The following is a 25,948-nucleotide window of genomic DNA, read 5'->3' on the forward strand; positions in this document are numbered from 1 at the left end:
CATTTCCGCGATACCAGTGTGTGTGGTTTTGATCAGAGCGTCGCGAGCAGCGCGTGTTGTTCCGACCAGTCTGATGGGATGCTGTGGCGCAAACACCAGTCCGAAGTAAATCCAAAAGGTTGCTTGCCGTCTAAGGCATTGCGGATGAGATCAGGTGCAAGCAACGCCAGCTCAATCATCTGATGAATCCGTCGTGTCGAGGTCCCTTCATCAGCGGCTATCTGACCAAATGATTTGCCTGACTTGATCTGCTCAAACCAGTGATGCGCGGTGGCAATGTTCTTGATCAGCGCCTCATCTCGCGCGCCCGGCGCATCCGCAAAGATCAGTTTTGTCTCAACACCGCGTTTGCGTAACTGGAACGGCGCAGTGATGATAAGATGATCCTGCGGGAGGTCTTCCAGATCCTGTTCCAACAGTGCCCCGAGTTTCTCTGCTTTGACAAAGATGCTTACTTCACCGGGACGCAGATCGATGCGCTCAATAAGATCCAGTGATGGTTTGATGTCTTTCCTTACGCTGATCACTTGAACCTTGGCCCTGGCGGTAGCGATTGCTGATGCCGATGCATCCTGAACGACCTTACTGATAAAGGATGACTTGTTGAGATGCTGACGCAGGACAAGTGCTACCTTTATCTCCAGCTCTTCTGCTGGCAACCGCCAGCCATCTGTGTTGGCCTCGCCGCTGTTCCTGATCAGGCGATGGGACACATAGTAACGCAGCCGCACCCCTGCTCTGGTCTTGGAATGTGATGGGGTCAGACGATCGCCTGTTTCATCAAAGAGCTTGCCGCAAAGCAGGGACCGTTGCTTCGCCGTTTTGCGCGCCCTGCCCTTTACCGCCCCATCCTGCAGCATTTGTTGAATGCGCTCCCATCGGTCCGGATCAATGATCGCATCGTGCTGGCCATCATGCACGTTTGCCTTGTGGCGGATGCGGCCCGAATAGATTGGGTTGGTCAGGAGGTTATGTATGTGGCCGCGTGAGAAGGTGATGCCTCCTGAGTGCTGCCCGTCAGCAGATGTCCGTTGCCTACTGCGCAATCCCAGGTCATCCGCTGCGGCCTTGACCGCTCGGACCGTGCCATGCTGTTCATAAAGGTCATAGAGCATCTCAATGGTTTTTGCTTCCGCATCGTTGATCTTGAGCGTGCGGCCGTCCGCGTCATAACCAAGCGGCACGAGCCCGCCCATCCAAAGACCTCTGCGTTTTGAGGCGGCGATCTTATCGCGGATGCGTTCCGCGGTTACTTCGCGTTCAAATTGAGCAAAGGACAGCAACATGTTCAACGTCAATCGACCCATGCTGGTGGCTGTGTTGAACGATTGGGTAACCGAGACAAAGGATGCCTCCGCCGCATCTAGGGTGTCGACGATCTTAGAAAAGTCAGCGAGAGATCGGGTAAGCCGATCAATCTTATAGACCACGATCTGATCAACCAGTCCATCAGCAATGTCTTGCAGTAGCTGTTTGAGCGCAGGCCGTTCCAGCGATCCGCCTGACAGCCCGCCATCGTCATAGTGTTCAGGCAGCAGGATCCAACCTTCGTGCTTTTGACTGGCGATGTAGGCGGCACAGGCTTCACGCTGCGCATCCAGCGAGTTGAACTCTTGCTCGAGGCCGTCCTCTGAGGACTTGCGGGTGTATATGGCGCAGCGCAGCTTCTTCATACTTGCGCCCCTGACCTAGTTGACAGCCCAAAGAACCGTGGGCCGGACCACGTGGCCCCGGTGATGTGTTTGGCGATGGCAGAAAGCGACGACCATTTTTTGCCATCCAACTCAAAGCCGCCCTCAGTGACATGCACTTGATAGGTTCGGCCATTCCACTCGCGGACCAGATGCGCCCCCGTGCTCAGCTTTGCAGGGGCCGCGGCGGTGACCTCGTACCCTTTCGCAATCTGCTTCAACGCCCGCCGCGTGGCGGCTGACAACCCGCCCAGCGCCTTGCACTGCTGCTCATAGAGTATCGCCTTTTGCATGAAGGGCACCGACAGATACGGTGGCGGAGGCGACCCAAAGACCGCCTCCCACTTCTGCAGTACCGCTGGCCGCTCCGGGTTCGGATCACGCCCCATCGGTTGCAGCCGCTGCTGTGGCGGCCCGTTGCTCCGCTGGTACCGACAAGATGCGGAACTTTGACATACCGCCCTTGGCGGGCTTCTCTCAGCCGCCACCTCATAGCCAGCTTTGCGCAGCCCACTCATTGCCGCCCGCGTCGTATGCTGCTGCCAGCCCAGCTTTTCGCTCAGTGATTTGATATCTGCGCCGGATTTGCTGCCCAGCAGTTTGATCAGCTGGTCTTTTTTGGTGGTTCGACTGCCAGTGGCAGATTTCAATTTGGTGATTGGTTTGGGTGCTGACTTCGTCATTTCCATTTCCTCAGATAATCGGCGGAGATATTCCGCTGCTACTGAGCAGAGCCCGGTCTGGCGGGCGACGCAGGCGAATGGGTCGCGGTGCAAAGACAGTACTGCTCCGGTAGCCGCAAAAGTCCAGTCAGTTAAGCAGAAAAATCAACACAAAGGGCGGAGAGCCGTCATTCGCTGCAAGTGCAAGTTGAGATTGCGTCAACAGCGAGAGCCGACATTCAAATAGCCGCTGGTTGAGTGTTCTTTTTGCGGTGGAAGGCGCGTCGCGCCCACAGCGGACAGTTAAACCAACTTTTCCTTCAAACCATCAAGCATATAGGTTGCTCTGGGTCGGTGCCCTTTGATCTGGATTTCACCGCGTGGCGTCGATTGATAGCGGTCAGACAACAGTTGCCACGTCTCGGCGGAAATCTGGATTTGATCGGGAATACCTTCGGATTCCATCCGACTGGCGACGTTGACGGTGTTTCCCCACAGATCGTAGGAGAACTTCTGCTTCCCGATTACACCCGCAATGACTGCTCCGGAATGCACGCCTATCCGCAGTTTCAGATCGACGTTGTTGTCCTTGCGGAATTCGCCAAAGGCCTGCTGCATCCCCAACGCAAGGTCAGCAATTCTTTCGGCGTGGTCCGCGACGCTGCCCTGCAGACCCGTCGCGACCATATAGGCATCACCAATTGTTTTGATCTTTTCCGCACCGTGTTCTGCCGCAAGGATGTCAAACCGGGAAAACAGATTGTTCAACAGGTTCACAAGCTCATTTGCCGACATTTTCCGCGAGATGTCTGTAAAACCAGCGAGATCTGCAAACAGGACAGACACGCTTTCATGGCTGTCGGCCAGGGGTTCCTCTTGTGCTTTCAAACGGGTCGCGATTTCGGCAGGCAGGATATTGAGCAGCAGTGCCTCGGAACGACGTTTTTCCTCCTCAAACAAGCGTTCCAGATGATAGGCCCGCCGATTGATGACGTCCAACAAATAGGCAAAACCAATCGCAAATCCCACGCCGCCACTGGTCCAGGCCATCGCATTCACAACCTCAAAGGATGTACCGCCCGCCAGAGCAATCGTGACAAGAGCAGCAAAAAGATATGCGCCCAGAATGATTGAGGCCTGGCGCGCACCGTTGGTAATCGCCGGAACGAATATCATTCCAGTCAAAAGTCCGCCCACGCCTGCGACTAACCCGCCAGGCAATTGCGCTAATATCAAAGGGAACAAAATCGCCACACCAAGGAACGTGTACATCATGAAATACGTCCATAACCTGGGACTGATGCGTATGATCGGCAGGAATGAAACACTGATACATATCGCGAAGTGGAGTACTGCCGCAGCGCGAAGCGGACCAGTTTTACTCAACGCATCGGGGTCCAACATCAGATCCCAAAACCCATATCCGATAAAAGCAACGAGGCCGATGGCTGACGCCAACCTGCCAAGTGGCATAAACCTTTGCAGCAGTTGCAGGGCGTAGGCACGTTCGACGTCTGGCTCAAATTTTATCGGGTACCAATTTTCCACTGCAATCTCCATCTTTGGAATGCCAGAAGGGAGGGTAGACGATGACACTATCGAAGTCACTGAGCATTACCGGAGCAAGTTGCCGCCGACAGACGGATCAGCCGTTATTCGGTCTGATTGAAGCGTAAAGTAAAGGCATGACACTACCCAAAAAGCGGTTAAGGTCAGGTTTGGAGGGATGTCGGTAGTTGATATCGGTACCTGTAGGAGATCAAGTTGCAGGATATTCAAAGCTGGCTCGCTGAACTCGGTTTGGAAAAATATGGACCAGCTTTTGCCGAGGCTGAGATTCAGTTCTCGGATCTGGTTGACCTGACCGAAGAAGACTTGAAGGAAGTCGGCTTGCCAGTAGGCCCGCGACGCAGGGCAAGCAGTGCAATAAGGGCGATGGCTGAAAACGATATGCCAGCGGCTATTGGCATTGCAAATGATTCAACTGAAGAACCCCAACATCAGGAACAGCTCGACACTTCTTCCAACGCCGAACGCCGCCACCTGACGGTGATGTTTGTCGATCTTGTTGGCTCAACCGAGATGGCGACGCGCTTTGACGCGGAAGACATGCGCAATGTCATCACGGGCTACCAGAACACGGTTGCGGGTGTGGTGAGCCGCTATGAGGGGTTTGTGGCCAAGTTCATGGGCGACGGCGTGATGTGTTACTTCGGCTGGCCACGGGCAGGTGAAGACGACGCGGAACGCGCTGTGCGGGCGGGGCTGGCAATCATCAACAGCGTCAGGACGACAACGGCTCCTGACGGCACGGCCCTTGCAACCCGGATCGGCGTCGCTACGGGTGTTGTGATCGTTGGAGACCTGATCGGCAGCGGTGCGACCCAAGAAGCGGCCGTTGTCGGCGAAACGCCCAATCTGGCTGCGCGGCTGCAAGGCGTTGCAGGGCCGAACCAGCTTGTCCTTCCGAGCGAAACTCGACGTTTGCTGGGCAGCACGTACAAGCTGACGTCAATCGGCGCGCAGGAGTTGAAGGGCGTGGGTACGCCGGTGGAAGCGTTCGTCGTCGAGGGCGAGGCAGTGCAAGAAAGCCGCTTTGCTGCGCGCCAATCTGGTACCCTGACCCCTATCGTTGGACGCGACCGCGAGATCGAGCTGATGCTGGAGCGTTGGGCTTTGGCCCGCTCTGGACAGGGCCAGATGGTCATCGTCAGCGGCGAGGCTGGCATTGGCAAGTCGCGTATCACCAGAGCGGTCATCGACGAGGTGGCAAAGAATGATCACACCCGCATCACCTATCAGTGCTCGCCCTATCACGCGGATTCCGCGTTCTATCCGGTCATTCAGCAATTCTCGTTTGCCGCCGGGTTCACTTCGGCGGACGGGCTGGATACCCGGCTGGACAAGCTGGAGGCGCTGCTCGGTCAGGACCCCGAGACGCTGAAGCTGATCACGCCGATGATGGGTCTCGACGGCACCGCGCGATACGGTGCGCTTGACCTGACGCCAACCCAACAACGGGCGCATACCATGAAGACACTGGCCAAGCTGCTGGTTCAGCAAAGCCAGGACAGGCCGGTGCTCTTGGTCTACGAAGACCTGCACTGGATTGACCCGACTTCGCTGGAGTTGCTGGACCTGCTTTTGGATACTGTTGCGGATCAAAAGATCATGATTCTCGCCACGGCGCGTCCCAGCTTTGAGTATGGCTTTGGGGGTCATCCCATCGTGACGCGGTTCGCGCTGAACCGGCTGGGAAAGGATCAGATCGGAGACATCGTCGCCAAGTTGACTGGCGGCAAGGCACTACCAGACGAGATCATGGCGATCATCGCGCAGCGCACCGACGGTGTACCATTGTTTGTCGAGGAACTGACCAAGACGATACTGGAATCCGGTGCCTTGAAAGAGGACGGCGACCGCCTTGTTCTGGACGGACCGCTCAGCACCATCGCCATTCCGACCACGCTGCATGACAGCCTGATGGCCCGTCTGGACCGGCTGCAACCAATCAAGGAGGTAGCGCAGACCGCTGCCTGTATCGGGCGAGAGTTCAGTCACGGCCTCTTGGCGCAGATCTCTCTTTTGCCTGAAGCCGAATTAACCGAGGCGCTAGGCGGTCTGATCGCAGCCGAGCTGATCTATCGCCGTGGCCTGCCGCCAGAGGCGACCTATCTCTTCAAGCACGCGCTGGTCCGCGACGCCGCCTATGAAAGCCAGCTGAAGGATACGCGCCGCGCCATCCATGCACGCATCCTGAGCTCGCTTGAGGCGGACCCGGACATCGCCCCCGAAGTCCTCGCCACCCACGCTGAAGCCGCCAACCTCACCGACCGCGCTATCGATCTTTGGGAAGCTGCAGGCAAAGCCGCCATCGCAAGACCGGCGTTCAAAGAAGGCATCTCCAACCTTCGGCACGCGGTAGACTTGATCAATCCAAATGTCGAAGGTGGTAATCGACCGCTCATTGAACGGGCCCTCGCCTTGCAGGTTCAGCTCGGCTTCGCCTGCCTGCAGGGTCTCGGCTATGCCGCCGACGAGACGAAGACAGCAATGGAACGAGCGCTGGTTCTGGCGGATATGATCGGGGACACACCGCTTCGGTTCGATGTCGTTTTCGCCCTATGGACCGGACGATATGTCCGAGCCGAACATGCCGAAGCCTTGTCATGGTCGAAGGTTCTTCTGGATGTGGCCGAGGCGTCCGGAGACTCGATTGAGATCGTTTTGGCAAATCGCAGTCGTGCCGTATATTCAGTGATGTCTGGCAGTCTGGCCGAGGCAGAGACCTTTCTGGACAAGTCTCTCGCGGCCTATGATCCGGCCAGGCACGATGGCATCGCATCTCGTTTTGGACAGGAAATAGGTGTCACCACTCATATCTACCACTCCTTCAATGCCGTTCTCTTGGGTGACACAGGCCGCGCTGCACGGCACGCACAAGAAGCCGAGAACCGGGCCTTGGCGTCCGGCCATACCATCACGATTTGCTACATGCATGGCCACTTAATCATATGCGCCATTATAGCCAATGACGAACCCGCACTGGCTTATCATCTGAATGCGTTGAAACCGATTGTTGAGGAACACAACCTGCATATCTGGTTGATCATTGCGCGGATAGCTGCTGACCTACTGCGCGCTGGTCGGGGTGATCCGGCGGGTATCGATGGATTCTTCGATCTCGATGCTGAGATGGTTGCAGGCAAGAATGGTGTTTGGTTGCCAACCCTTAGGATCGAAGCAGGAAAACGCGCCCTGGCGTTGGGTCTAGACAGCCAGGCCAAGGAGTTGGCGACCATGGCCGAAGAGGTGATTGACAGGACTGGTGAAAGGTTCTCCTTGCCCGATTTGCACCGTTTATGGGCTGCGTTGGCAAACGTGGACTGCAATCAAGAAGCCGCAGAAAAACACCTTGTTGCCGCCCTCGATGTCGCCCGACAGCAGGGGTCGAAACTTTGGGAACTGCGCGCGGCCATCGACCTCGCCCGCCTTATGCAGGAACAGGGTCGAATTGATGAGGCCAATGCTCTACTAATCCCCGTCAACACCAGCATCGCTGACGATGATTGCCCCGCAGATCAGATGACGGCCCGCAAATTACTCGCTGCATTGGCTAATTAACTGTCCTCTCGACGAATTTCAGTGGCTCCTCATTTTGGCGGAGGTGGCCAACCAATTGACAGTCAGAACCTCAGCTTTGTCGATTTTGATTTTTCATTTACTCATGGAGCAGAGTTCCGAATCACGCTGTCCGCAGCAAATGTCGCGTTTTTGAAATGCGCGATAATTCAGGTGCGGCGAAGGGCAAGAAAGTCCCGCACTGCCGTCACTCGCTTCCCGAAATTGCTGCACGTTGAGCGAATGGCAAGTGTGGTGAAGCTGCACTGCGGCATCCGACACATCGGCCAGCGGCGGCAATGGGCCGGTCGTGTCGGTCCCAGACTGCGTAGTTTTCAGTTTCATGCCGCAGCGCGGAAGGCCGGTTTGAGCCCGAAGCAGCCAGCATTCGATCTTCTGTTGTCGATAAAACGGCCAAATTGTGATATTGAGTGGTCCTCTTAAGAAAGGGAGGAAACCATGCCATTCTACATGTTTCAGGCTCGTTATACGGCGGATGCAATCAAAGCGATGGTCGACAAACCACAGGACCGAGAGGCGGCTGCTCGCCCATTGATCGAAGCAGTTGGAGGCAAATTGCACCACCTATTCTTCTGTTTCGGTGCGGATGACGTCGTCGCTCTGATTGAAGCGCCTAGCGATGAGGCCATGGCTGCTGGGGCTTTGGCTGTCGGTGCCTCTGGTGCCTTTTCAGGTGGAGCCACGACCAAGCTTATGACCAGCAGCGAGGCAATGGGGGCGATGGCTGCAGCCAGAAAAGCCGCCGCCAGCTATAAACCCGCAACAGGGTAAGTCTAACTGCACGCTAAACGCCCCAGATACAGTAGTCTGGGGCGACAACGGCTGAAAGAGGTAAGCTAGCAACAAACCGGCGGTCACCAACGACCGCTCCAAGCGGCACAGTCGAACACTCGTAGGAGCACTTTCGTATGCATTTCCTTATCTACACCAGTACGGCAAGCCCCTTGATGAGCGATTTGAAGCTAACAGACTTGCTTGCGCATTCCCGCATCCGGAACTCTAATGACGAGTTAACGGGCATGTTGCTCTACAAAGACGGTAGCTTCATGCAAGTTCTTGAAGGAGAAAAACAAAAGGTCTTATCCACCTTTTCTCGGATCCAGAAAGATACCCGCCACAAAGACATTTTCTTGTTGCGGGAAAGGGAAATGGATGGCCGTAATTTTGATGGATGGTCTATGGGTTTCAGGTCAGTAAAAACCTTAGATCTAAAGAATGAACCAGCATTTTCGCAACTTAGCGGAGAACTTTTTTCTTCTCGCACCTATTCAGACAATCCCCACATTGCATTAAAATTACTAAAATCTTTCCACCAAAACACACGTTAAGAATCTTCAAAATTGGCAACGCATTTTGTTTCTTTTCGCCCTACCGCAAACTTCGGTCTTATCCCGCTGACCGACGTTATAGTCGACAAAATGCTATCCATTGCAGAAATGGCTGCAATGACGGGACGCACAGCGGCATATTGAGGTGGTGGCTAATGTCGGCAATGGGCCGGATGCACCAGTTGGACTTCACCACACGAAGGTTTGCAAAGTCCCGCATTGCGGTCCTAGGTGTAACCCAAATGCTGCAACATCGATGAGTGTCCGCTTTGCGGAAGCTGCAACGCGGCGATCTGGGGCATGATGAAAGGCAACTTTGGGCCGTGAGCCACAATAGATTATTGGTATGGTAGCAGTGTTGCCGCAGGGCAGAGAACAGAAGGCCCGGGCCTGCACCCTACGCGGCATCCGCCTTGTTCGTCCTGCTGTCCGTGGCCCCAGCCCAGCACGCGCGCCTCAAGAGAAGGTATCAATTGACTGCCCGCTCTTTTGCGCACAGCGCTCGTTTTGACTGTGCTTCGATCTGCTGCTTCGTCCTTATGCGGCGGGAGAAATGGCGTAGAGTGAAATTTTCCGGTATCATCGCGCGTGAAAGCCTGTCACCCGTGATAAGGGCGGCATTTTTCACCTTCAGGAGTACTTGGCGATGGTAAGTTCGCTCCGGCTTGCATTGGCCTTTGCATTTGTCTCAAACTTCGCGACCGCTGAACCGTTACCCATATTGAATCTCGAACCCGAAGCAACAACCGTGTCCGGATCGTCCAGCGGAGCATTCATGGCTGTGCAACTGCAAGTCGCTTTTTCGAGCGCCATCTCGGGCGCGGGTATTGTCGCGGGTGGGCCATATGACTGCGCGGATCAATCGCTATGGCGCGCGCTCTTTGTGTGCATGGATCCGTTTTTTGTCGATGCCGACCCGGACAGTTCCTTTGAAGCGATAAAAGCCCTAGCGGCAGAGAACCGCATAGACCCGCTGCAGGATATCTTGCCCGACAGGCTGTATCTGTTTCATGGCAAAGCCGACGACACCGTTGCCCGATCGACCATGGACGCCTTGAGGCAGACTTATGAGTTGCTCGGCGTGACTGCAGCAAACATGATCTATGTGACAGATGTCGATGTCGGGCACGGATTTGTCACCGAGCAGGGACCCGTGGCCTGCGATACGACCCGCCCAGATTTCCTCATTGATTGTGATTTTGATCAGGCAGGCGATATTCTGAACCAGCTTTACGGAGACCTCTCGCCTCCGGTTCATGTAAGAGACCAGGGGTTCGTGATTTTCGACCAGGCTGTGTATACCGAAGGTGCCCCCGGCATGGACGATCTTGCCTTTGTCTATGTCCCGGCTGACTGCACTGCGGGCGAAAGCTGCCGCCTGCACATAGCACTGCATGGCTGCCAGCAAGGGCGACAGGTTATCGGAGAGAATTACGCACGGCTGACGGGCTACAACCAATGGGCCGAGGCAAACAGGATCGTTGTGCTTTATCCACAGGCTCTAAGGATACCGGCACCTTGGTACAACTGGTTTTCCGGAAATCCGAACGGGTGCTGGGATTGGTGGGGCTATTCGGGGCCGGACTATTTGAGTCGAACGGCCCCACAAATGTCCGCCGTCGCACGGATGGCAGCCGCAATTGGCGCGCCACTTCAGCAATAAAGTATTTCTCTTTTTTGGCCGACATTGCTGACCGCAAAACGAAACCTTGCTTTGTATGCAGACCGACATCTTGAATCATAAAATGCTGCGCTCAGCACGAATGACCGAAATGACGGGCCGCACCGCAGCATCGAGAAGTCATTGTGAAGGTCGGCAATGGGCCGTCCGCGGCGTTAAGGGACCCCATGGCTTAGCTCGATGCTGCGGTGGCTCCGAGGTCAGCAAAGAGCCCTAACCGACGAATGCTGCGCCAAGATCGAACGGCAGCAATGCGCAGTAACCCCGGACACTCTGTGAGCGAGCGCTAAGTGTGCTGGAGTGCTCCCATAGCGCGATCAGATACAACATCACGATTGCCCAGTAATATCTTGGCGGCGGAACCAGCCCGCCGCCATAACTAATCCGGAAAATTCCACAATCCGGCGGTCCAAAGAGTGGAGCACCGCAAAAACCAACCAAAACGAGCGACGCCGGACTACTCTGGTTCGATCACAACTACATAATAAATAATGGTCAGAGCAATAATACTCCAAGCAGCACGAATGCACCTATGAAAATCGTCTCGGCGATAATCAAAATAATGGCTTGGCTGCCAACATCAAAGATTCGCTTGAGCGAGGTTTTTATGCTCACTGCAGCAATCGAAACCAAAAGAGCCCAGCGGGACAAGCTGGACATGGCGTTCACGATAGATGCCGCGATCAGACCCACCGAATTCATTGCCGCGAAGATCAGAAACCCGATGACGAACAGGGGCAGGATGGGCGGGCGTGTCTCGTCACTCTCCTGTGCAGTAGCACTGCGGCGCACCAGAACGGAAATGACAAGCACAACTGGCGCCAGCGTGGCCACGCGGATCAGCTTGACCAGAGTGGCTACTTCGCCAGTCTGATCCGAAACAGAAAAACCAGCGCCAACCACTTGTGCCACGTCATGAATGGTTCCGCCAAGGAACACGCCCGCGACCTCGGGGCTGAACGCAAAAAGCTCGCACAGGATCGGATAGACGATCATTGCGATGGTTGACAGAACCGTAACTGACAGAACGGTAAAGATCAGGTTGCGTTCGGACTGCTCGTTTTTGGGTAGAACTGCCGAGATTGCCATCGCGGCGGAGGCTCCGCAAATTGCCACTGACCCACCTGTCAGCAGGCCAAAGCGCCAACCGCGATTCAGAAGCCGCGCGCCGAGGAGCCCGAAGAAAATGGTCACGATTACCCCTACGACAACGAGCGCAATCAGATCAAATCCGAGCCCGACCATAAGGTCGAGACTGATCCGAGCGCCCATCAACGCTACGCCAAGGCGCAGCACTGTGCGGGAGGTGAATGCGACCCCGGCTTTGCAGGCCCCATCTTCGCCCAGGAAGTTGAACGCTATCCCCAGCAACAACGCCATGAGCATGGCGGGCGCACCGTAATGCTCTGACAGAAATTGGGCGGCCGCGGCGACGACAAAGGACACAAGAAACCCTTGGCCATTCTCACGCGTAAAGGCGCTAAATCGCTGAAGAATTTTAAGGGCAGGAACAACGGGCTGCATTGGTAAAACCTTTGTCTAGTGTGCGTTTTCCCAAGGCTGAAGGCAAATGGTTTAGAATGAGAAACTAGGCCACCCCGATCTGCGAGGCAGCCCAATAGTTGGAAAAAACAATCTTGGAAGCAGGTTCCGATTAAGTAGTGATCCAGATCGTCTTGGTCTGCATATATTGCGCCAATGCTTCGGTGCCGTTGTCGCGGGCTAGCGAACCTGACATTTTGTAGCCGCCAAACGGTGTTTTGATATCGCCTTCGGAAAAGCCGTTGACCGACACTGTGCCGCAAGGCAGTGAACGGGCCATGTGGAGCGCTCGGTCGATATCGCGCGTAAAGACAGTCGCGTGCAGGCCGTATTCGGTGTCGCTCGCAATCGCGAGCGCTTCGGCATCCGATCTGACCGACATGATCCCAAGCACCGGGCCAAAGATTTCCTCGCGAGCGATTTTCATGTCGGGTGTAACAGCTTCAAACACGGTCGGTTCAATGAAAAAGCCGGGCAGGTCGCTGTTGCCACCCATGATTTTGCGCGCACCCTGGTCCATACCGCTCTGGATATAATCCATCACCATGGTCTTGTGATCCTTGGTGATCATCGAGCCGATATCGGTTGACGGGTCCAGCGGATCGCCAAGACGGAAGGCTTTGACCCTTTCACAGACGCGGGCGGTAAATTCTTCGACCAGAGGTGCCGCGATAAGTTGGCGCATGTTAGCCGAGCAGTTCTGCCCACCGTTCCAGAACGCCGACATGGCGGCGTGTTCGATCAGATCATCGGTGATCGGCGCGTCGTCAAGCACGATAAAAGGGCTCTTGCCGCCCATCTCAAGACCAACGCCTTTGAGGTTGCTGTCGCCGGAATAGCGCATGAACATCCGGCCCACCTCTGTCGAGCCAGTGAAGGACAGGGTGTCGATGTCATTGTGCAGGCCGATTGCCTTGCCTGCGGTATGGCCATAGCCCGGAATGATGTTGATGACGCCCGGGGGAACTCCGGCCTCTTCCATGAGCTGAGCCAGACGGATGGTTGTCAGGGGAGTCTGCTCAGCCGGTTTGATAACTGCAGAACACCCGACCGTAAGCGCAGGCGCGATCTTCCATGCCGCCATGACCAGAGGGAAATTCCAAGGTAGGACCGCGCCTGCAATCCCAGCAGGTTCGTGAGTTATGAGGCCCATTGCACCGGGGCCGGTGGGTGCGATCTTGCCAAAGGTCTTGTCGGCGAGTTCCGCATACCACTGGAAAAACTTTGGCACGTCTGTGCCGATCTCATGCAGGCAGTCGGTGATAGTCTTGCCGGTATCGAGGCTTTCGAGAACCGCCAGCTCATTGGTGTGTTTACGTACAAGGGCGGCTACTTTCAGCAGCACCTCCTTACGGTGTTCAGGCTCGGCACGCGACCATGTGCCATCGTTGAACACCCGGCGAGCGGCGGCGACGGCTCGGTCGACATCGGCCGATTTGCAGTGTGCGACCTCGGCCAGAACCTGGCCTGTAGCCGGGTTTATCGTGTTAAACTTGTCGCCATCGGCCGCATCGCAAAATTTGCCGTCGATATAGGCCTGCCCACTCGGGGTGAGTTTGGCAGCGATGGCTTGGAATTCGGAATGTGTTAGTGTCATCGGGTGGCTCCGTTGTATTATTTGCGCAAGCTGCGCGCGAATGTACGAATGTCGTTGAGCAGCATTTCGGGCTCTTCCATCGCTGCGAAATGGCCGCCGCGGGGCATTTCTGTCCAATGTTGGATGTCATAGATGCGCTCAGCATAAGACCTTGGCGGCCAACGCAGCATTTCCTTCGGGAAGACTGCACAGCCGGTCGGCACTTCGACGCGGGCCCCCTCTGGCGAGAGAATGCGCCCGCCTTCTTCGCGCCGACCATAATAGATCCAGGATGCGGAATTGAATGTGCGCGTGGTGATATAGATCATGATATTGGTCAGCAGCTCATCCTTGGAATGCGCGTTTTCAATGCCACCTACCGGCACATCCGACCAGTCATGGAACTTTTCCACCAGCCAAGCCGCAATGCCCACTGGGCTGTCCATCATCGCATAGCTGAGCGTTTGCGGACGGGTCGCCTGCTGGGTGCGATAACCGTTTTGCATGATCTGATCACGGTCGAACTGTTCTTCCCATGCCACCTCCTCGGGCGTTTGCGTCCCGTCGGGATGGCGCATGGTCAGGACGTTGATGTGGATAGCCGAGCAGGCTGGTGCATGGTCATATCCCAGCCAGGAACAGATCGCGCCGCCCCAATCACCGCCCTGTGCGAGATAGCCGTCGATGCCCAAAGTGTCGGTCATCAAGGAATTGATGACGCTCGCCATTTTTCGCGGGCCATAGGGGCGCGGGGGGCGTTCGGAAAAACCAAAGCCGGGCAAGGATGGCGCGATGACGGTGAAGGCATCGCTGACATCGCCACCAAACCGTTCAGGATGGGCCAGCGGTTCTATTAAATGAAAGAACTCGGCCACTGACCCGGGCCAGCCATGGCTGATCATCAGGGGCATCGGGTTAGGCCCGCTGCCCGGCTCATAGATGAAATGCATGTCGATGTCGTCGACCGGTGTCTTGAAATGCGAAAAGCTGTTGATGCGCGCCTCCTGTGCGCGCCAGTCGAAGCCATCGACCCAATATGCGCAAAGCTCTTTGAGATAGTTCATGTTGGTACCGTAGTTCCAACCGCCATCATCCGGCATGTAGTGCCATGGATAATTAGCGACCCGCGTAAGGATGCTCTCAAGAGCTTCATCTGGGACGTGGAAGGTGAACGGTGTCAACTTGGGATTGGTCTTTATTCGATCCAACAAAAGGCAGCCTCCTAAAACCGAGCTAATTAGATCAAAGGCCTTTTTGCCCTTGCATATAGAAACCCAGTTAACTGGAAACGAGGACTTGCCACGAGAGACAGGTGCGGCCTTTCGAAGGGACAGTTGGATTTCACCTAAAAAGGAAGCTACAGTGCAGCCAGAACTTCTTCAGCGATAATTCGGACGCCCGCTTCAAGTTTGGACACCGGGACATAGGCAAATCCCAAGCGGAAGCTTCTGTTATTGTCATAGTTGAGGAAGTAGTCCCGCCCCCTGTCAACCAAGACACCGCGTGCGCGCAGGCGCAGAGCCAATTCCGCTGCATCAAACCCCTCAGGACCCGTCAGCCAGAACGATGTCCCACCCTTGGACGCGGTTCGCTGCAACATGCCGAGATGATTGCTCAGGGCTGTGGTCATTGCGTGCCAGCGTTTTTCATAACGCCGCTCGATATTGCGCAGATGGGCATCATAGTGGCCCAATCGGAAGAACAGAGCCAGGATTTCCTGAACGATGGTCGGCGGGTGCCGCATCATTACACCGCGTGCAACGCGTGCCTCGCGAATAATGTCCCGATGGGCGACTATAAAACCAAGCCTGAGACCAGGAGATACAGTTTTTGACAGGCTACCGACGTAGATAACACGGCCGGATTGATCCATCGAACGCAAGGACGGTGAAGATTTGGTGACATAATTCATCTCTGCTTCGTAATCATCCTCGATGATCATGAAGTCCTTCGCAGATGCCGTTTTTATCAGTTCTTCGCGCCGCGCCGAACTCATCGTCACCATTGTCGGGAACTGGTGGCTGGGTGTGGTAAAGACCAGTTGACATCCCTTGGGGATGGCCGATGGGATCAGCCCATCCTTGTCGACAGGAACGCCAATTAATTCGTTGCCAGACAAACGGAAGGCGTTGCGCGCGCCAAAGAAGCCGGGATCTTCGAGCGCCACGGGCTTCCTGTTCGGCGCGAATATGGTGCCAAGTATGAAGAGTGCATTTTGCGAGCCAAGCGTTATCAGGATCTCGTCCTCTTCGGCATAGATGCCGCGTGTGTTCAGCAACCTTTGCCGCAGTTGCTGGATAAGTTGGGGGCTGTCACTTTCGACAGAATCGTTGGCCCAAGTAGGCATCTGTTTGCGCCCCAAAGCCTGTCTTGTGCACTCGCGCCAGCTATCGACGGGGAACAGTTCAGGGTCGATCTGGTTATAGATAAATGGGTACGGATAGCTGTTCCAGTCCAGAGGATTGACCACGGGCATCAGATTATTGGGCTGAAAAACAACTGGGCAGGGAGCGATAGTGTTGTTGTCTGCTTTGATCTCGCTTGCCTTTTTCAAAGAGACCATTTGCGGATTCACAAAATAGCCAGAGCGGTCGCGGGAAATCAGAAGTTCCAAGTCGATCAAACGGTTGTAAGCCGCGAAAACCGTGTTTCGTGAAACTCCAAACTGCTCTGCGAGTTCGCGGCAAGAGGGAAGTGGGCGCCCCGGTGCCAACGACTCAGCGGTAATCGCGGCGCTCACTACCTCGCATATCTGATCGCGCAGGCTCAGCGTCGAACTCTTCGGTAGCCTTAGAAATTTTGGGGCGGTTAAACTCAACGAGGCGACTCCCTGCCAAAGTGGCTTACCATGGCTTTGCACCTTACCCGGCTTTCTGGCTTCCGCTCAAGTTTATGCCGCTCTGTCCTCTTCATTCACTTCATCTGTCACTTTCAAAGAAGACCACGGCGGTAAACAGTGCACCCAAGAAATCTCTGTCAAAGGAAGGTGAAAACATGAAAACGAAAACCGTAGGAAAACTTTTTGCAATTGCAACTGCCATGGCTGTATCGGCGCAGGGTGCTAGCGCAGAAATGGTGTTGAAGCTGGGCACCGTTGGTCAGTTGGGCATGCCCATCGGCGATGGGATCGAACAGGCGCTGATGCCGACACTGGAAGAAGTGTCCGGCGGTCAGATGCGGATTGAGCCACACTATCGCAGTTCGCTGTGCGGTGAGCAGACTTGTGGCGAGCAGGCCAATCAAGGGCTGATACAACTCTGGACCAGCTCGACCGCCAACTTTCAAAGCTTTGGTACTTCGCTGTCGATCTTTGATTTGCCCTACATTTTTAAGTCCGCAGCAGACGCGGACAGAATTTCTTCCGAATGGTTGGCAAAGAAGCAATGTGAAATCGCCGCTGAAGAGTCTGGCCACGTCTGCCTGACTGTCTATTCAAGCGGTGGATTTCGTCAGCTCGGAAATGCCCTGCGTCCCGTGCATGTGCCCTCGGACATGGAGGGCATCAAATGGCGCGTCACCAAAAGCCCGATTGAATACACTCTGATCAGCAATTGGGGTGCCGTGCCGGTCCCATATGACTGGACCCAGCTTTATCAAGGCCTTCAGACCGGTGTTGTCTCGGGTCAGTATGTGGCGACTCCTTGGCAGGAAATCGCGAAGCTACACGAAGTTGCCAAGTTCTTTACCGAAATCAATGGTTCGTGGTCTGGCAACCAGTTGTCGATGGACAAACGCCAGTATGACGCGCTGACCGATCAAGAGCGCGAATGGCTCCACACCGCCGCTGATGCATTTGGTCAAAGCCAGCAGGAACTTGACCGCAAGTGGGTTGCCGACGGCGAGGCCATAATCAAGGCAGCAGTTACGGAGTGGTATGTTCCAACCGAGGAAGAAATCGCGTTGTGGCGCGCAGGTGCAGTCGATGCCTGGATCAATGCCAAAGGCACATTCGATCCTGAAACGGCCACTCGCGTTCTCGAAGAGCAGGGGATGAATGATTTCATCGCTCAATTGAAAGAAGCCGGGGCACTCTAGGGCCTTCAACACTAAACGCGGCGTGGAACTCTAGTTCTGCGCCGCGAAATTCGCTCACCCCATTTCAATTCGCCAAACTGAACAGGAACAAGGCCACGATGGAAAGCATAGTGCTCATGATCGTTCTGGTGATGCTGATATTGCTCGGCGCACCTGTTGGATTCACACTGATCATGATCCCGGTGGTCTACATCCTGCTCACCGACGCAGCGCCGATGATCCTGATCCCCAGTCAGATGTTCAGCGCTATCGACTCGGTTCCACTTACAGCCATTCCGTTTTTCATGTTGACTGGTGAATTAATGACCAGTGCTACGATCACGGACAGGTTGGTCGAGCTAAGCCGTCGCCTGATCGGGCGTGCGCGGGGTAGCTTGGCGCAAGTCAATGTTCTAGTCAGCATGTTTTTTGCGGGCATGAACGGATCGGTCGTCGCTGACACAGCTACCGTCGGGTCCCTGCTGGTGCCCGCGATGAAAAAGGCAGGCTACCCTCCAGCGTTTGCCGCGGCGATCACGGCGGTCAGTTCCACCATCGGTGGAATTATCCCGCCCTCGATCATGATGATCGTGCTCGCGAATGCGGGTGGCATTTCCGTAGGTGCCCTTTTTGCGGCTGGAATCATTCCGGGCCTCCTGATCGGCGCGCTGCTGATGGTTATCAACTACATCATCGCGCGCCGCAATAACTTTGAGCGGAGCGAGGAGCCATTCAGCCTCAAAGCGGTGATGGTCGTGGGCTACAAGTCCTCTTTTGCGCTGCTTATTCCGGTTGTTCTGGTCGGATCTGTCGTGTTTGGTATTGCAGGGGTGGTCGAAGCAGGTGCACTGACGGCTACCATTGCGCTGGCTGTTGGGCTTTTCGTCTATCGCACTATTACCTGGACAAATTGCAAGAGCGCCTTTGTCCGAGCCTTTCGCAATTCGGCAATGGTGTTTATCATCATCGCGGCCTCTGGTCCATTCAGCTGGTTGCTGACCTCAATGGGGGCGATCAACGATCTCGAGCAATGGCTTCTGAGTTATACTCACAACCCACTATTGTTCGCGTTCGTCCTGGTTCTATTTATCTGTCTTTTGGGCATGGTAATGGACTCAGCGGCTAATATCATCGTCGTAGGGCCGGTGCTTGTAGATGTCATGGTGAAGGCAGGTTATCCGGATGTGCAGGCGGCACTGGTCGTGGTTGTCGGTTTCTTGATCGGCTCGGTGACGCCTCCTGTCGGAGTGGCGTTCTTCACGGCCGGAGCAATCGCGAACGTCAGACTTGAGAAGGTCGCAGTTGCGATGCTGCCTTACCTCGTTGCGCTCTTCGCGCTGCTATTCGTGTTGATTGTTGTACCCGACATTACGATGTTCCTGCCGAAAGCTTTGGGGTTCGTGAAATGACACTTAATCACGTCTATATGCCCACCCTTATCGCCATCACAGCTATGATCTTGGGGGCTTCCCGATGCTAACCGCCTTCAAGTTCATCGACCGCGCTGTCAAGAAAACCCTCACTGCTTTCTGCGCTGTTCTGCTGCTGCTGATGGTTGCTTTCACGGTCTACACCGTCGTCATGCGTTATGTATTTGAAAATCCGCCTGTCTGGGGGGACCTTTTGACGGTTCTTAGCAATATCTGGCTGGTTTTCATCGCCCTTGCGCTGACAGTTCGCGACAGGGACCATATCGCCCTAGACCTGATATATTCTTGGCTACCGATCAAAGTCGCCTTCGTCATTCAACAATTTTGGTCTGTGGTGATCTTCGGGCTGGGTATCGTGATGATCATCTACGGGGTTGAAGCTGTTTCCACGATGGGCGGCAAATATTGGGAAATGTGGTACTTCGCTTGGGAAGATGGCAGCTTTGTATACAAGCCGAATTACATGCCAAAGAGCTATGCCATCAGCATTGTCCCAATCTCAGGGTTCCTTGTCAGCGTCGCGGCCTTGGCATCCATTTTGGAGGATAGCCTTCGATTAAAGGCTGGTATCTATGAACACGCCAGCGACTTCGATGCCTCCGAAGGGCCCGACCCCAGTTGACTTGCCGCTTTTTGGGGAGTGTCCGACTGCTTCCGCGATGATCGTACGTAGGAAACCTTCGCGCTTGTAGCTGCTGGAAGGAGATTGCACAGCTGCAGGCCGCCACAAAATTGGACCAGAAACAACTGAACAGTGGTTTGATTTGCATCACTGAACCCAGTTCACTGTAGGCTGATTTTAGGGATCAAACAGGTGATCACCAAGTAGGCGGAGGATCAGGTCGCAGAACTGTCATTCAACTTTTCCACTACGCCTCGATGATGGGGTTTACGAATGAAGCAGTCATTGGGTTTTTCAGGACGAACGGCAAAAAAGTCCCGCACACCACCAGTTCGATGTAGGCTCGATTTAGCACCTGCAGCGAAAGTCCGGAATTACGGGCCGCAGCGCAGCGGTGGCATGGTAGGATGAGCGGCAGCTTTGGGCCGGAAGCGCCGATGCCCAGCTAGCTCTCCCCAGTCAGTCTGCTGCACCACCGCATGACCGCTCTGAGCCCTTTTTACCGAATGCTGCGATTTGAACCAACGACTGGTTTTTTTGCAGACTTGGTCATGTTCGCCCGCCTTTATTGTCCCTTTTTGCGTGAAACCAAAATGGGGTTGCAGTCACAATTCGCTCCATTTTCCGCCCCAATATAGTCGTGAGGATCATGCAATGTCCTCTTGAATTTCTGGAGCGTGCAATGGCCGATAGGCTGAATGACCTTATTATCAGTGAAGTACTTGCAGATAATGCAGGTGGAGCAGCCATTGATACTGACGGCGATGGCAATACCAATAAGTCCGATGAATTCATTGAACTCCAAAATACGTCTGGTTCCGTGCTTTCACTTGACGGTTATGAAGTTTGGTCCCAGAAGAATAGCCTACTTTACAGCTTTGGCGCGACTGACACCATCGCAGCGCATGGAACCGCGACAATTGTCGGAAATTACACTGGCACACCTCCGGCGGGGTACTTTGATGGCGGCGTCTCAGAAGGTACAAATTGGATCCCTGATGGCGAAGGTCAAAAATTTGATTCGCTCTTTCTCGTAGATACATCCACCGGTGATTATATTGTTCTGTCATACGGTAACCCGCCACGTGCTCCCACATTGCCATCGGGATTTCCTGGAACAAACCAGATCGGCGCTGGCGAAACGATCGACAGTAACGCACCAAATGGCACAGCATTTGCCCGAGATTCGAACGGCGATCTGGTCGAAGCGTCACCAACGCCTGGATCTCCGGGTGTACCTTGCTTCTTGCAAGGAACCGCAATCCTCACCGAAGACGGTCCCGTATTGATTGAGAACCTGGAGGCAGGAGCTAGCATCCTCTCTAAAGACGCCGGCTATGTTCGTCTGGGCGGTGTGGGTAAATTCAGCCCATCCGTCTTGGAGATAAGGCAGCGCCCATCATTGCTACCAATTGCCTTTCCCAAAGGAAGTATTGGCAATGACCGCGACCTGTTTCTTTCGGGATCGCATAGGGTTCTGGTTGGAGGAGTTTTTACGGAACTGCTTTTCGGCCAGAACGAAGTACTAACATCAGCTCGCAGCTGCCTAGGGTGCAATGGCGTCCATGTTTCCTCAAAGAACACGGGCCCCATATATTATCACCTTCTTTTTGCTCAACATCAAATTATCTGTGCCGAAGGATCTTGGGTAGAAAGCCTGTACTTGGGTGATCTTGGCATACTGGCTTTGGACAATCCTGACTGCTGGATCTTTGATGCAGATTCTAGCGCGCCGGAAGTTCAACACCACCACACCGCGAGAATGGTTCTTAAACGTTACGAGGCTGAACTACTTTTTCATATGAACAAAATGACCTGTGGATTGTTGCCGATGGCGGCTTAGTCCGCAACGCGGTCAGGCGGACCCTGATCGTCCAAACATGCTTTGGCTTCAGTGGGCGTTTTTGACCGACGATACGACCTTTGTTCCAAGCAGCGCGAAGTGCGTGAATGGCAGGTAAGTTTGGTGTCTCCATGACTGATCCTCCGATCCGCCAATCCATCCCACAACGACAACCAGACATTGACGGGTCAACATATCACAGGATGCCGCGCTGCTTCCGAAGTCCGGTTCGAGCCCGAAGCGGACCTGTCAGAATGCGTCAAGGCATCAACAAATGAATGTAGGTTGGACTATCCGAAGAGGATCTAAGAACAACATAAAGATTGCCGAATTCGCTTTGGTCGATCGTGACGTCTTCAAGCACGCCCATGTATTCCAGAATTTGTGGAATGGTTTCAGCATGGGCGACAATTAGAACTGTCTCTTCTTCATGGTCGAATTCCAATGAATCGACCAACCCTGCGACATCGCCTTTTGGCAAGGCATTGATTTCAAGGCCAAGGGCGTTGGCAATTATGCCGCCGGTTTCTTGAGTTCGCAGCGCATCCGACGTGATGATGGCATCAAGGCCAACATTCCTAAGCATCTCAGCCCAATCTGCTGCGCGCTGTCTGCCCTCCGGGGTGAGGACAGGGTCAGTTCCAGACAGCTCTTTTTCACCATGTCGGATCAGATAAACTGCTTCCTGAGCTGCGGCAGAAAAACCAGTCGCCAAGTTCAGAATCAGAACGGCACAAAGAAAACGCACAAAACTCCACTCCCGACTTGTGAACAGGGTGCCATCTTTTCAGAAAGAAGCTGGCAAATCAAGTTGGCGGCAGCTCTATCCCAACCTGCGGATGTTGATCCGCCTTAGCAGCCACAAAACATGGCGGTACCTTCAGCTGACCTTTGTGAGCCAAATTTTCAATCGGCAGCCCGCCCATCGCCTCTCAGAACTTTGAACAAGGCCATAACATGTTCATCGCCGTAGCCGGCTTTGACTGCTTTCTCAAAAAGACCTCCAACGTGGCTTGGAAACCCAGCATCCATGCCAGCGTCAATGGCTTGCTGCTTCAACAGTTCCAGAGATGCCTGCCAAATGGACAACGTGGCCGTTCTTTGATCGTAAGTTCCATCTCGGATTGTTCCGACATGATGCTGAATGCGTGCACTATCAGGAAACATCGAAATGAACTTCTGCAGTTCAACCCCCTCTGCCTCGCAAATGTTGGAAGCGTGCAGCATTCCCATGAATTCACCGAAACGGGTCGACAACCACGCCAAGTCAAGCACGGATACCGCTGCGATGTCGTCGTCGAGATACTCTATCTTCCCGCCTTGATGGCCTAGGAGGCCTTCAACCGGGTTGTAGATAGTAGAGGGGCCCGAGATCAGGATATTACCGTCCTTCGTTCCCAAATCCTGGGGGCCACAGTGAATGGCTCCGTACAGAAAGTCAGCGTTTCTTTCAGCCAACCATTCTTGGTCTTCTCTTACCTGCTTTGGCAGGCTGGTGCTGAGTTGAATTATTGTTCGACCATCGAGTATCGGCTCGACCTGACTGTGCCCAAAAAGCGTAAGAACCGAATTGGGATCCTCTACACAGATTATTGAAACCGGACTCGCAGCGATTGCCTCTGAAATCGTTTGAGCGACGACGACATTCTTCGGTTCCAACGCCTCTGCCTTTTTGATTGTGCGGTTCCAAACCGTTATAGGAACGCCTCCTTTTTGGTAGGCTTTGGCTATAGCCATTCCCATCAGCCCAAGTCCGAGGATAGAAACTTCACTCATTGCTTGTACTCCAGGTAAGGGCGTGCCGAATGCATTGACCCTATGCACAAACCGCAAGTCTGCCAATGGCGGCAGTGTCCGCGAATTTCCCATTCGTGGACCTCAAGATTTCGCGACTGCAGCGAATGGCGGCTATGTGGGCTGCGACCGCAGCATCGCCTCTCCCGGTTGGAGGTCGGCTCTGGGCCGTCCGTGCCTCTGTTCATGCCGCTGGGATGTGCGATACCGGACCTAAAATGTTTAGCCGATCAATATTCCGCTGGCCCACAACCCTAGGCCGAACGCAGTGTGGGCAATCAATCCAAGGCCGCGTGACTTCCAAGGCGTAGGTGTGTTGCTAGCTGCCCAGCCAAGGCCCATGCCCGGTTGCAGGATAAACCACCCGGCTGCAATCGTTGCGATCGCAAATATCCAAGCGGATAGAAAGTCGGGTTCTTTCAGCCACGTCGGTCCCACCATAAATAAGAAAACAATTCCGTATACGACACCAACGCCATAGTGAAACAGCCACCCCAAGACCAGTTCACCGGAAGCTTCATCGGCCTGTCCGATGTCTTTGTGAAACATCTTTCCCCTGAACAGATGAGCAAACCAGCGCCCCGGCATGGCCCAATTGGGCAGGGGTAAACTCCAAAGACGATTCTGAATGAACACCCAAGCGTCCATCGCCAAGGTTGCGCCTAAGCCAATCAGAACTCCATAATATATTGTTTCTGTCAAGTTTGCTTCCAGATCAGCCAGATTTCGTTAGACTTACCGCCTGATCATTCCTCTGTCGATCATGATCACCTGACCTCACAGATCGTATCGCGCCTGTCGCCAGTCGTTGACAGGCCATTCACCTGAATTTTGCAGGACTGACCAAGGTCTGCTTTGGAGAATCTGTGAGGCGGCGTCGAGGCATTTAATCAAAGTCCGATATGGGCCGCGAGTTACGACACACTCTGAAGCTGGCGATGTGCCAGAAATCGGACAATGCTGTCACTCTGTCACTCTGTCGCAAGTTGAAATTTGAGGAAGGTTTCCCCGTCATAATCGACTTCGCCAACCTGCCACGCTCCAAGTCTGTGGAGTGCCCGCAGGTGCGTTCGAGAGGGTGGTAAAAGGAAGGTCAAATACGGGATGCGTACATCCGAAATCGCAAAGTCGATCGCCTTTCGCGAGATGCGCGGCCCGAGGCCAAACGCGTCGTGCCGCAGGACCAGTCCGAAATCCCACTCGGCTCCTTCTTTTTGAAATCCACCCCAGCCGACATATCGGTCATCGGACAAAAATGCCCAATGTCCAAGTCCGTCACGGCACCAACACTCTTCCTTTTTGGCGACAAACCGCGCCACTGTCTCGGCATTCCAAGTAAATTTCAGAAGCGGCATATGCTCGGCCACACGAGGGTCGGACATGTGCGCCAAGATTTCGGCTGGGTCGATTTCCGACAATCGGACGAATTTTATTTCAGATCTCATTGCGGCGTCTTTCGATGTGCTCGTCGCTCATTGTCCGCTGGACGCGATATTTCATCAGCCAACTCTTTGCCTGCTGTCACGCTGGGACATACGCATTCAGTTTGTTGCCATCCAGATCCCGGATATACCCTCCGTAGAAACCATGATCTCCGCGAGGGCCGGGGGGGGGCCTTATATGTTCCGCCAAGTTCGAGGCACTTGGCGTGAAGCGTATCGACGGCTTTTCTAGTGGTCATTTTCAAAGCGACCATCACCCCGTTTCCAACGCTTGCCGGTTCCCCATCAAATGGACGTGCAAGGCACAACGCAGGCTCCGCTCTCGAGCGGCCCCATGCCGCCAGATCGCCGTGTTTCCAAAGGCGTTCTACGCCAACACTCGAAAACAAGGCGTCGTAGAATTTTAGCGCGGCGTCGAAGTTGTTGGTTCCGAGGGTAACATATCCGATCATGCTTGCTCTCCATGTTTCAGTGGGTGTCATCTTCGCCTCTACGCTCGGCCACCAAACCGCCTAGGTTATTGCGCCCGACCGTTTTGCAAGCAAGGTCGAAGCTGGACCATGGCTCGGGATTGCACGCACTTCGAAATCTTCGAAGGTCTCTATTGTTTGCATCAATTGAGAGCGGGACAGAAACCGACCGGTTCCGCGATACAAAAGCGCCTGGCGCATCAGACCGTCGGCCAAACCACGGGCAGGTTCATCGGCGCAAAACGCGAGGCAAAGCGCGCCGCCGACTCGAACGACCCTGCAAAGCTCAACCAAAGCCAAATGGGGATTCGGAACGGTTTCCAATGCCCAAGCACACGTCACAAGATCGAATGCCCCGTCCTCAAACGGCAAGGACTCCAATCGTCCTTGTATCTTTGGAACGCGAATGTCGGCGCAACGCGCAAGCATGGCCGCAGAAGGGTCGAGAAGGGTCATCATATTTGGTGACATGCCCTCGGCAATCAAACCGCGTGCCAGGTTGCCAGTGCCGCAGCCAGCATCCAAAAACTTCGAAGTCGGCGTAGCAAGCGCCCGCACCAGACCTTCCAAGGCGGCCTGCGCCTCACCGCCTGCATGACGCAGCCAGCGATGATGAAGTTTGTCATAGCGCGGGGCCAGTTTTTCGTATTGATCAACTGCGTCGCGTAGGGGCGCCTGTGACAGCATCTTCTTGTTCCTGGTTCTTTTTTC

At 54.6% G+C, this 25,948-nt stretch carries 20 protein-coding genes and 1 pseudogene; 8 read left to right on the forward strand and 13 right to left on the reverse strand.

The genetic code is table 11. The features are described from left to right. Positions 1 to 32 precede the first annotated feature (32 nt). From C1J02_RS15960 to C1J02_RS15970, 3 genes are all read right to left on the reverse strand, one after another. Entirely contained in the window at positions 33 to 1,673 is a 1,641-nt protein-coding gene (locus C1J02_RS15960; RefSeq protein ID WP_114879462.1) for a recombinase family protein, read from the reverse strand. Then, positions 1,670 to 2,374, reverse strand: coding sequence for a DUF2924 domain-containing protein (locus C1J02_RS15965; RefSeq protein WP_162798346.1), 705 nt, complete (start codon positions 2,372 to 2,374; stop codon positions 1,670 to 1,672). Before C1J02_RS15965 ends, C1J02_RS15960 begins: the two co-directional genes overlap by 4 nt. A 282-nt stretch (positions 2,375 to 2,656) precedes the next feature. Beyond that, on the reverse strand, positions 2,657 to 3,901 hold the full coding sequence (locus C1J02_RS15970; protein ID WP_162798347.1) for an adenylate/guanylate cyclase domain-containing protein: 1,245 nt from the start codon (positions 3,899 to 3,901) through the stop codon (positions 2,657 to 2,659). 216 nt (positions 3,902 to 4,117) lie between these two features. On the opposite strand from C1J02_RS15970, the gene C1J02_RS15975 reads away from it, so the two are divergent. The 4 genes from C1J02_RS15975 (at position 4,118) to C1J02_RS15990 (ending at position 10,486) form a co-directional block, all read left to right on the forward strand. Next, a complete protein-coding gene (locus C1J02_RS15975; RefSeq protein WP_114879465.1) occupies positions 4,118 to 7,477 on the forward strand; it encodes an adenylate/guanylate cyclase domain-containing protein in 3,360 nt (1,119 codons plus the stop codon). A 456-nt stretch (positions 7,478 to 7,933) separates the two neighbouring features. Further along, complete coding sequence (locus C1J02_RS15980) at positions 7,934 to 8,266, forward strand: GYD domain-containing protein (protein ID WP_114879466.1); 333 nt, start codon at positions 7,934 to 7,936, stop codon at positions 8,264 to 8,266. Between the two features lie 137 nt (positions 8,267 to 8,403). Next, positions 8,404 to 8,823 (forward strand): BLUF domain-containing protein, encoded by a 420-nt coding sequence (locus tag C1J02_RS15985; RefSeq protein WP_114879467.1) that lies wholly within the window; start codon positions 8,404 to 8,406, stop codon positions 8,821 to 8,823. 646 nt (positions 8,824 to 9,469) lie between these two features. Next, on the forward strand, positions 9,470 to 10,486 hold the full coding sequence (locus C1J02_RS15990) for a hypothetical protein (protein WP_114879468.1): 1,017 nt from the start codon (positions 9,470 to 9,472) through the stop codon (positions 10,484 to 10,486). A 513-nt stretch (positions 10,487 to 10,999) separates the two neighbouring features. Here C1J02_RS15990 and C1J02_RS15995 read toward each other — a convergent pair. The 4 genes from C1J02_RS15995 to C1J02_RS16010 all read right to left on the reverse strand — a co-directional run bounded on the left by C1J02_RS15995 (position 11,000) and on the right by C1J02_RS16010 (position 16,440). Further along, positions 11,000 to 12,028, reverse strand: a complete 1,029-nt coding sequence (locus C1J02_RS15995) for a YeiH family protein (protein ID WP_114879469.1) — start codon at positions 12,026 to 12,028, stop codon at positions 11,000 to 11,002. A 130-nt stretch (positions 12,029 to 12,158) separates the two neighbouring features. Continuing rightward, positions 12,159 to 13,643 (reverse strand): aldehyde dehydrogenase, encoded by a 1,485-nt coding sequence (locus C1J02_RS16000; protein WP_114879470.1) that lies wholly within the window; start codon positions 13,641 to 13,643, stop codon positions 12,159 to 12,161. Positions 13,644 to 13,660: 17 nt separating this feature from the next. Further along, positions 13,661 to 14,833, reverse strand: coding sequence for an epoxide hydrolase family protein (locus C1J02_RS16005; RefSeq protein WP_205389823.1), 1,173 nt, complete (start codon positions 14,831 to 14,833; stop codon positions 13,661 to 13,663). A gap of 146 nt (positions 14,834 to 14,979) precedes the next feature. Beyond that, positions 14,980 to 16,440, reverse strand: coding sequence for a PLP-dependent aminotransferase family protein (locus C1J02_RS16010; protein WP_114879471.1), 1,461 nt, complete (start codon positions 16,438 to 16,440; stop codon positions 14,980 to 14,982). Here C1J02_RS16010 and C1J02_RS16015 point away from each other — a divergent pair. From C1J02_RS16015 to C1J02_RS16030, 4 genes are all read left to right on the forward strand, one after another. Beyond that, complete coding sequence (locus C1J02_RS16015; RefSeq protein WP_254693128.1) at positions 16,422 to 17,657, forward strand: TRAP transporter substrate-binding protein; 1,236 nt, start codon at positions 16,422 to 16,424, stop codon at positions 17,655 to 17,657. The genes C1J02_RS16010 and C1J02_RS16015 overlap by 19 nt on opposite strands. Before the next feature lie 116 nt (positions 17,658 to 17,773). Then, positions 17,774 to 19,045, forward strand: a complete 1,272-nt coding sequence (locus C1J02_RS16020; RefSeq protein ID WP_254693129.1) for a TRAP transporter large permease — start codon at positions 17,774 to 17,776, stop codon at positions 19,043 to 19,045. A 64-nt stretch (positions 19,046 to 19,109) separates the two neighbouring features. Beyond that, positions 19,110 to 19,688: a TRAP transporter small permease gene (locus C1J02_RS16025; RefSeq protein ID WP_114879473.1), complete on the forward strand. Its 579-nt coding sequence runs from the start codon at positions 19,110 to 19,112 to the stop codon at positions 19,686 to 19,688. 682 nt (positions 19,689 to 20,370) lie between these two features. After that, positions 20,371 to 21,531, forward strand: a complete 1,161-nt coding sequence (locus tag C1J02_RS16030) for a Hint domain-containing protein (protein WP_162798348.1) — start codon at positions 20,371 to 20,373, stop codon at positions 21,529 to 21,531. A 13-nt stretch (positions 21,532 to 21,544) separates the two neighbouring features. Here C1J02_RS16030 and C1J02_RS21185 read toward each other — a convergent pair. From C1J02_RS21185 to C1J02_RS16065, 6 genes and pseudogenes are all read right to left on the reverse strand, one after another. Next, a pseudogene (locus C1J02_RS21185) lies at positions 21,545 to 21,664 on the reverse strand (integrase); the annotation flags it as partial. 126 nt (positions 21,665 to 21,790) lie between these two features. Further along, entirely contained in the window at positions 21,791 to 22,279 is a 489-nt protein-coding gene (locus tag C1J02_RS16040; protein ID WP_162798349.1) for a phosphoglycerate mutase family protein, read from the reverse strand. 158 nt (positions 22,280 to 22,437) lie between these two features. Beyond that, positions 22,438 to 23,307: an NAD(P)-dependent oxidoreductase gene (locus tag C1J02_RS16045; RefSeq protein WP_162798350.1), complete on the reverse strand. Its 870-nt coding sequence runs from the start codon at positions 23,305 to 23,307 to the stop codon at positions 22,438 to 22,440. A gap of 240 nt (positions 23,308 to 23,547) precedes the next feature. Next, the gene (locus C1J02_RS16050; RefSeq protein WP_114879477.1) at positions 23,548 to 24,027 is read right to left on the reverse strand and encodes a DUF2938 domain-containing protein; all 480 of its coding nucleotides are present in this window, start codon (positions 24,025 to 24,027) and stop codon (positions 23,548 to 23,550) included. A 269-nt stretch (positions 24,028 to 24,296) separates the two neighbouring features. Next, a complete protein-coding gene (locus C1J02_RS16055; protein WP_114879478.1) occupies positions 24,297 to 24,770 on the reverse strand; it encodes a GNAT family N-acetyltransferase in 474 nt (157 codons plus the stop codon). A 509-nt stretch (positions 24,771 to 25,279) separates the two neighbouring features. After that, on the reverse strand, positions 25,280 to 25,924 hold the full coding sequence (locus C1J02_RS16065) for a class I SAM-dependent methyltransferase (protein ID WP_114879479.1): 645 nt from the start codon (positions 25,922 to 25,924) through the stop codon (positions 25,280 to 25,282). Positions 25,925 to 25,948: the final 24 nt, after the last annotated feature.

The organism is Sulfitobacter sp. SK011 (genome assembly GCF_003352065.1).
Taxonomy (GTDB): Bacteria; Pseudomonadota; Alphaproteobacteria; order Rhodobacterales; family Rhodobacteraceae; genus Sulfitobacter.

Excerpts from the sequence above, each read along its gene's own strand:
- C1J02_RS16030 (WP_162798348.1), top strand. The coding sequence starts at position 20,371 with ATGGCCGATAGGCTGAATGACCTTATTATCAGTGAAGTACTTGCAGAT.
- C1J02_RS15995 (WP_114879469.1), bottom strand. The coding sequence starts at position 12,028 with ATGCAGCCCGTTGTTCCTGCCCTTAAAATTCTTCAGCGATTTAGCGCC.
- C1J02_RS15980 (WP_114879466.1), top strand. The coding sequence starts at position 7,934 with ATGCCATTCTACATGTTTCAGGCTCGTTATACGGCGGATGCAATCAAA.
- C1J02_RS15985 (WP_114879467.1), top strand. The coding sequence starts at position 8,404 with ATGCATTTCCTTATCTACACCAGTACGGCAAGCCCCTTGATGAGCGAT.
- C1J02_RS16025 (WP_114879473.1), top strand. The coding sequence starts at position 19,110 with ATGCTAACCGCCTTCAAGTTCATCGACCGCGCTGTCAAGAAAACCCTC.
- C1J02_RS16065 (WP_114879479.1), bottom strand. The coding sequence starts at position 25,924 with ATGCTGTCACAGGCGCCCCTACGCGACGCAGTTGATCAATACGAAAAA.
- C1J02_RS16045 (WP_162798350.1), bottom strand. The coding sequence starts at position 23,307 with ATGAGTGAAGTTTCTATCCTCGGACTTGGGCTGATGGGAATGGCTATA.
- C1J02_RS15990 (WP_114879468.1), top strand. The coding sequence starts at position 9,470 with ATGGTAAGTTCGCTCCGGCTTGCATTGGCCTTTGCATTTGTCTCAAAC.
- C1J02_RS16000 (WP_114879470.1), bottom strand. The coding sequence starts at position 13,643 with ATGACACTAACACATTCCGAATTCCAAGCCATCGCTGCCAAACTCACC.
- C1J02_RS16055 (WP_114879478.1), bottom strand. The coding sequence starts at position 24,770 with ATGAGATCTGAAATAAAATTCGTCCGATTGTCGGAAATCGACCCAGCC.
- C1J02_RS15965 (WP_162798346.1), bottom strand. The coding sequence starts at position 2,374 with ATGACGAAGTCAGCACCCAAACCAATCACCAAATTGAAATCTGCCACT.
- C1J02_RS15960 (WP_114879462.1), bottom strand. The coding sequence starts at position 1,673 with ATGAAGAAGCTGCGCTGCGCCATATACACCCGCAAGTCCTCAGAGGAC.
- C1J02_RS16020 (WP_254693129.1), top strand. The coding sequence starts at position 17,774 with ATGATCGTTCTGGTGATGCTGATATTGCTCGGCGCACCTGTTGGATTC.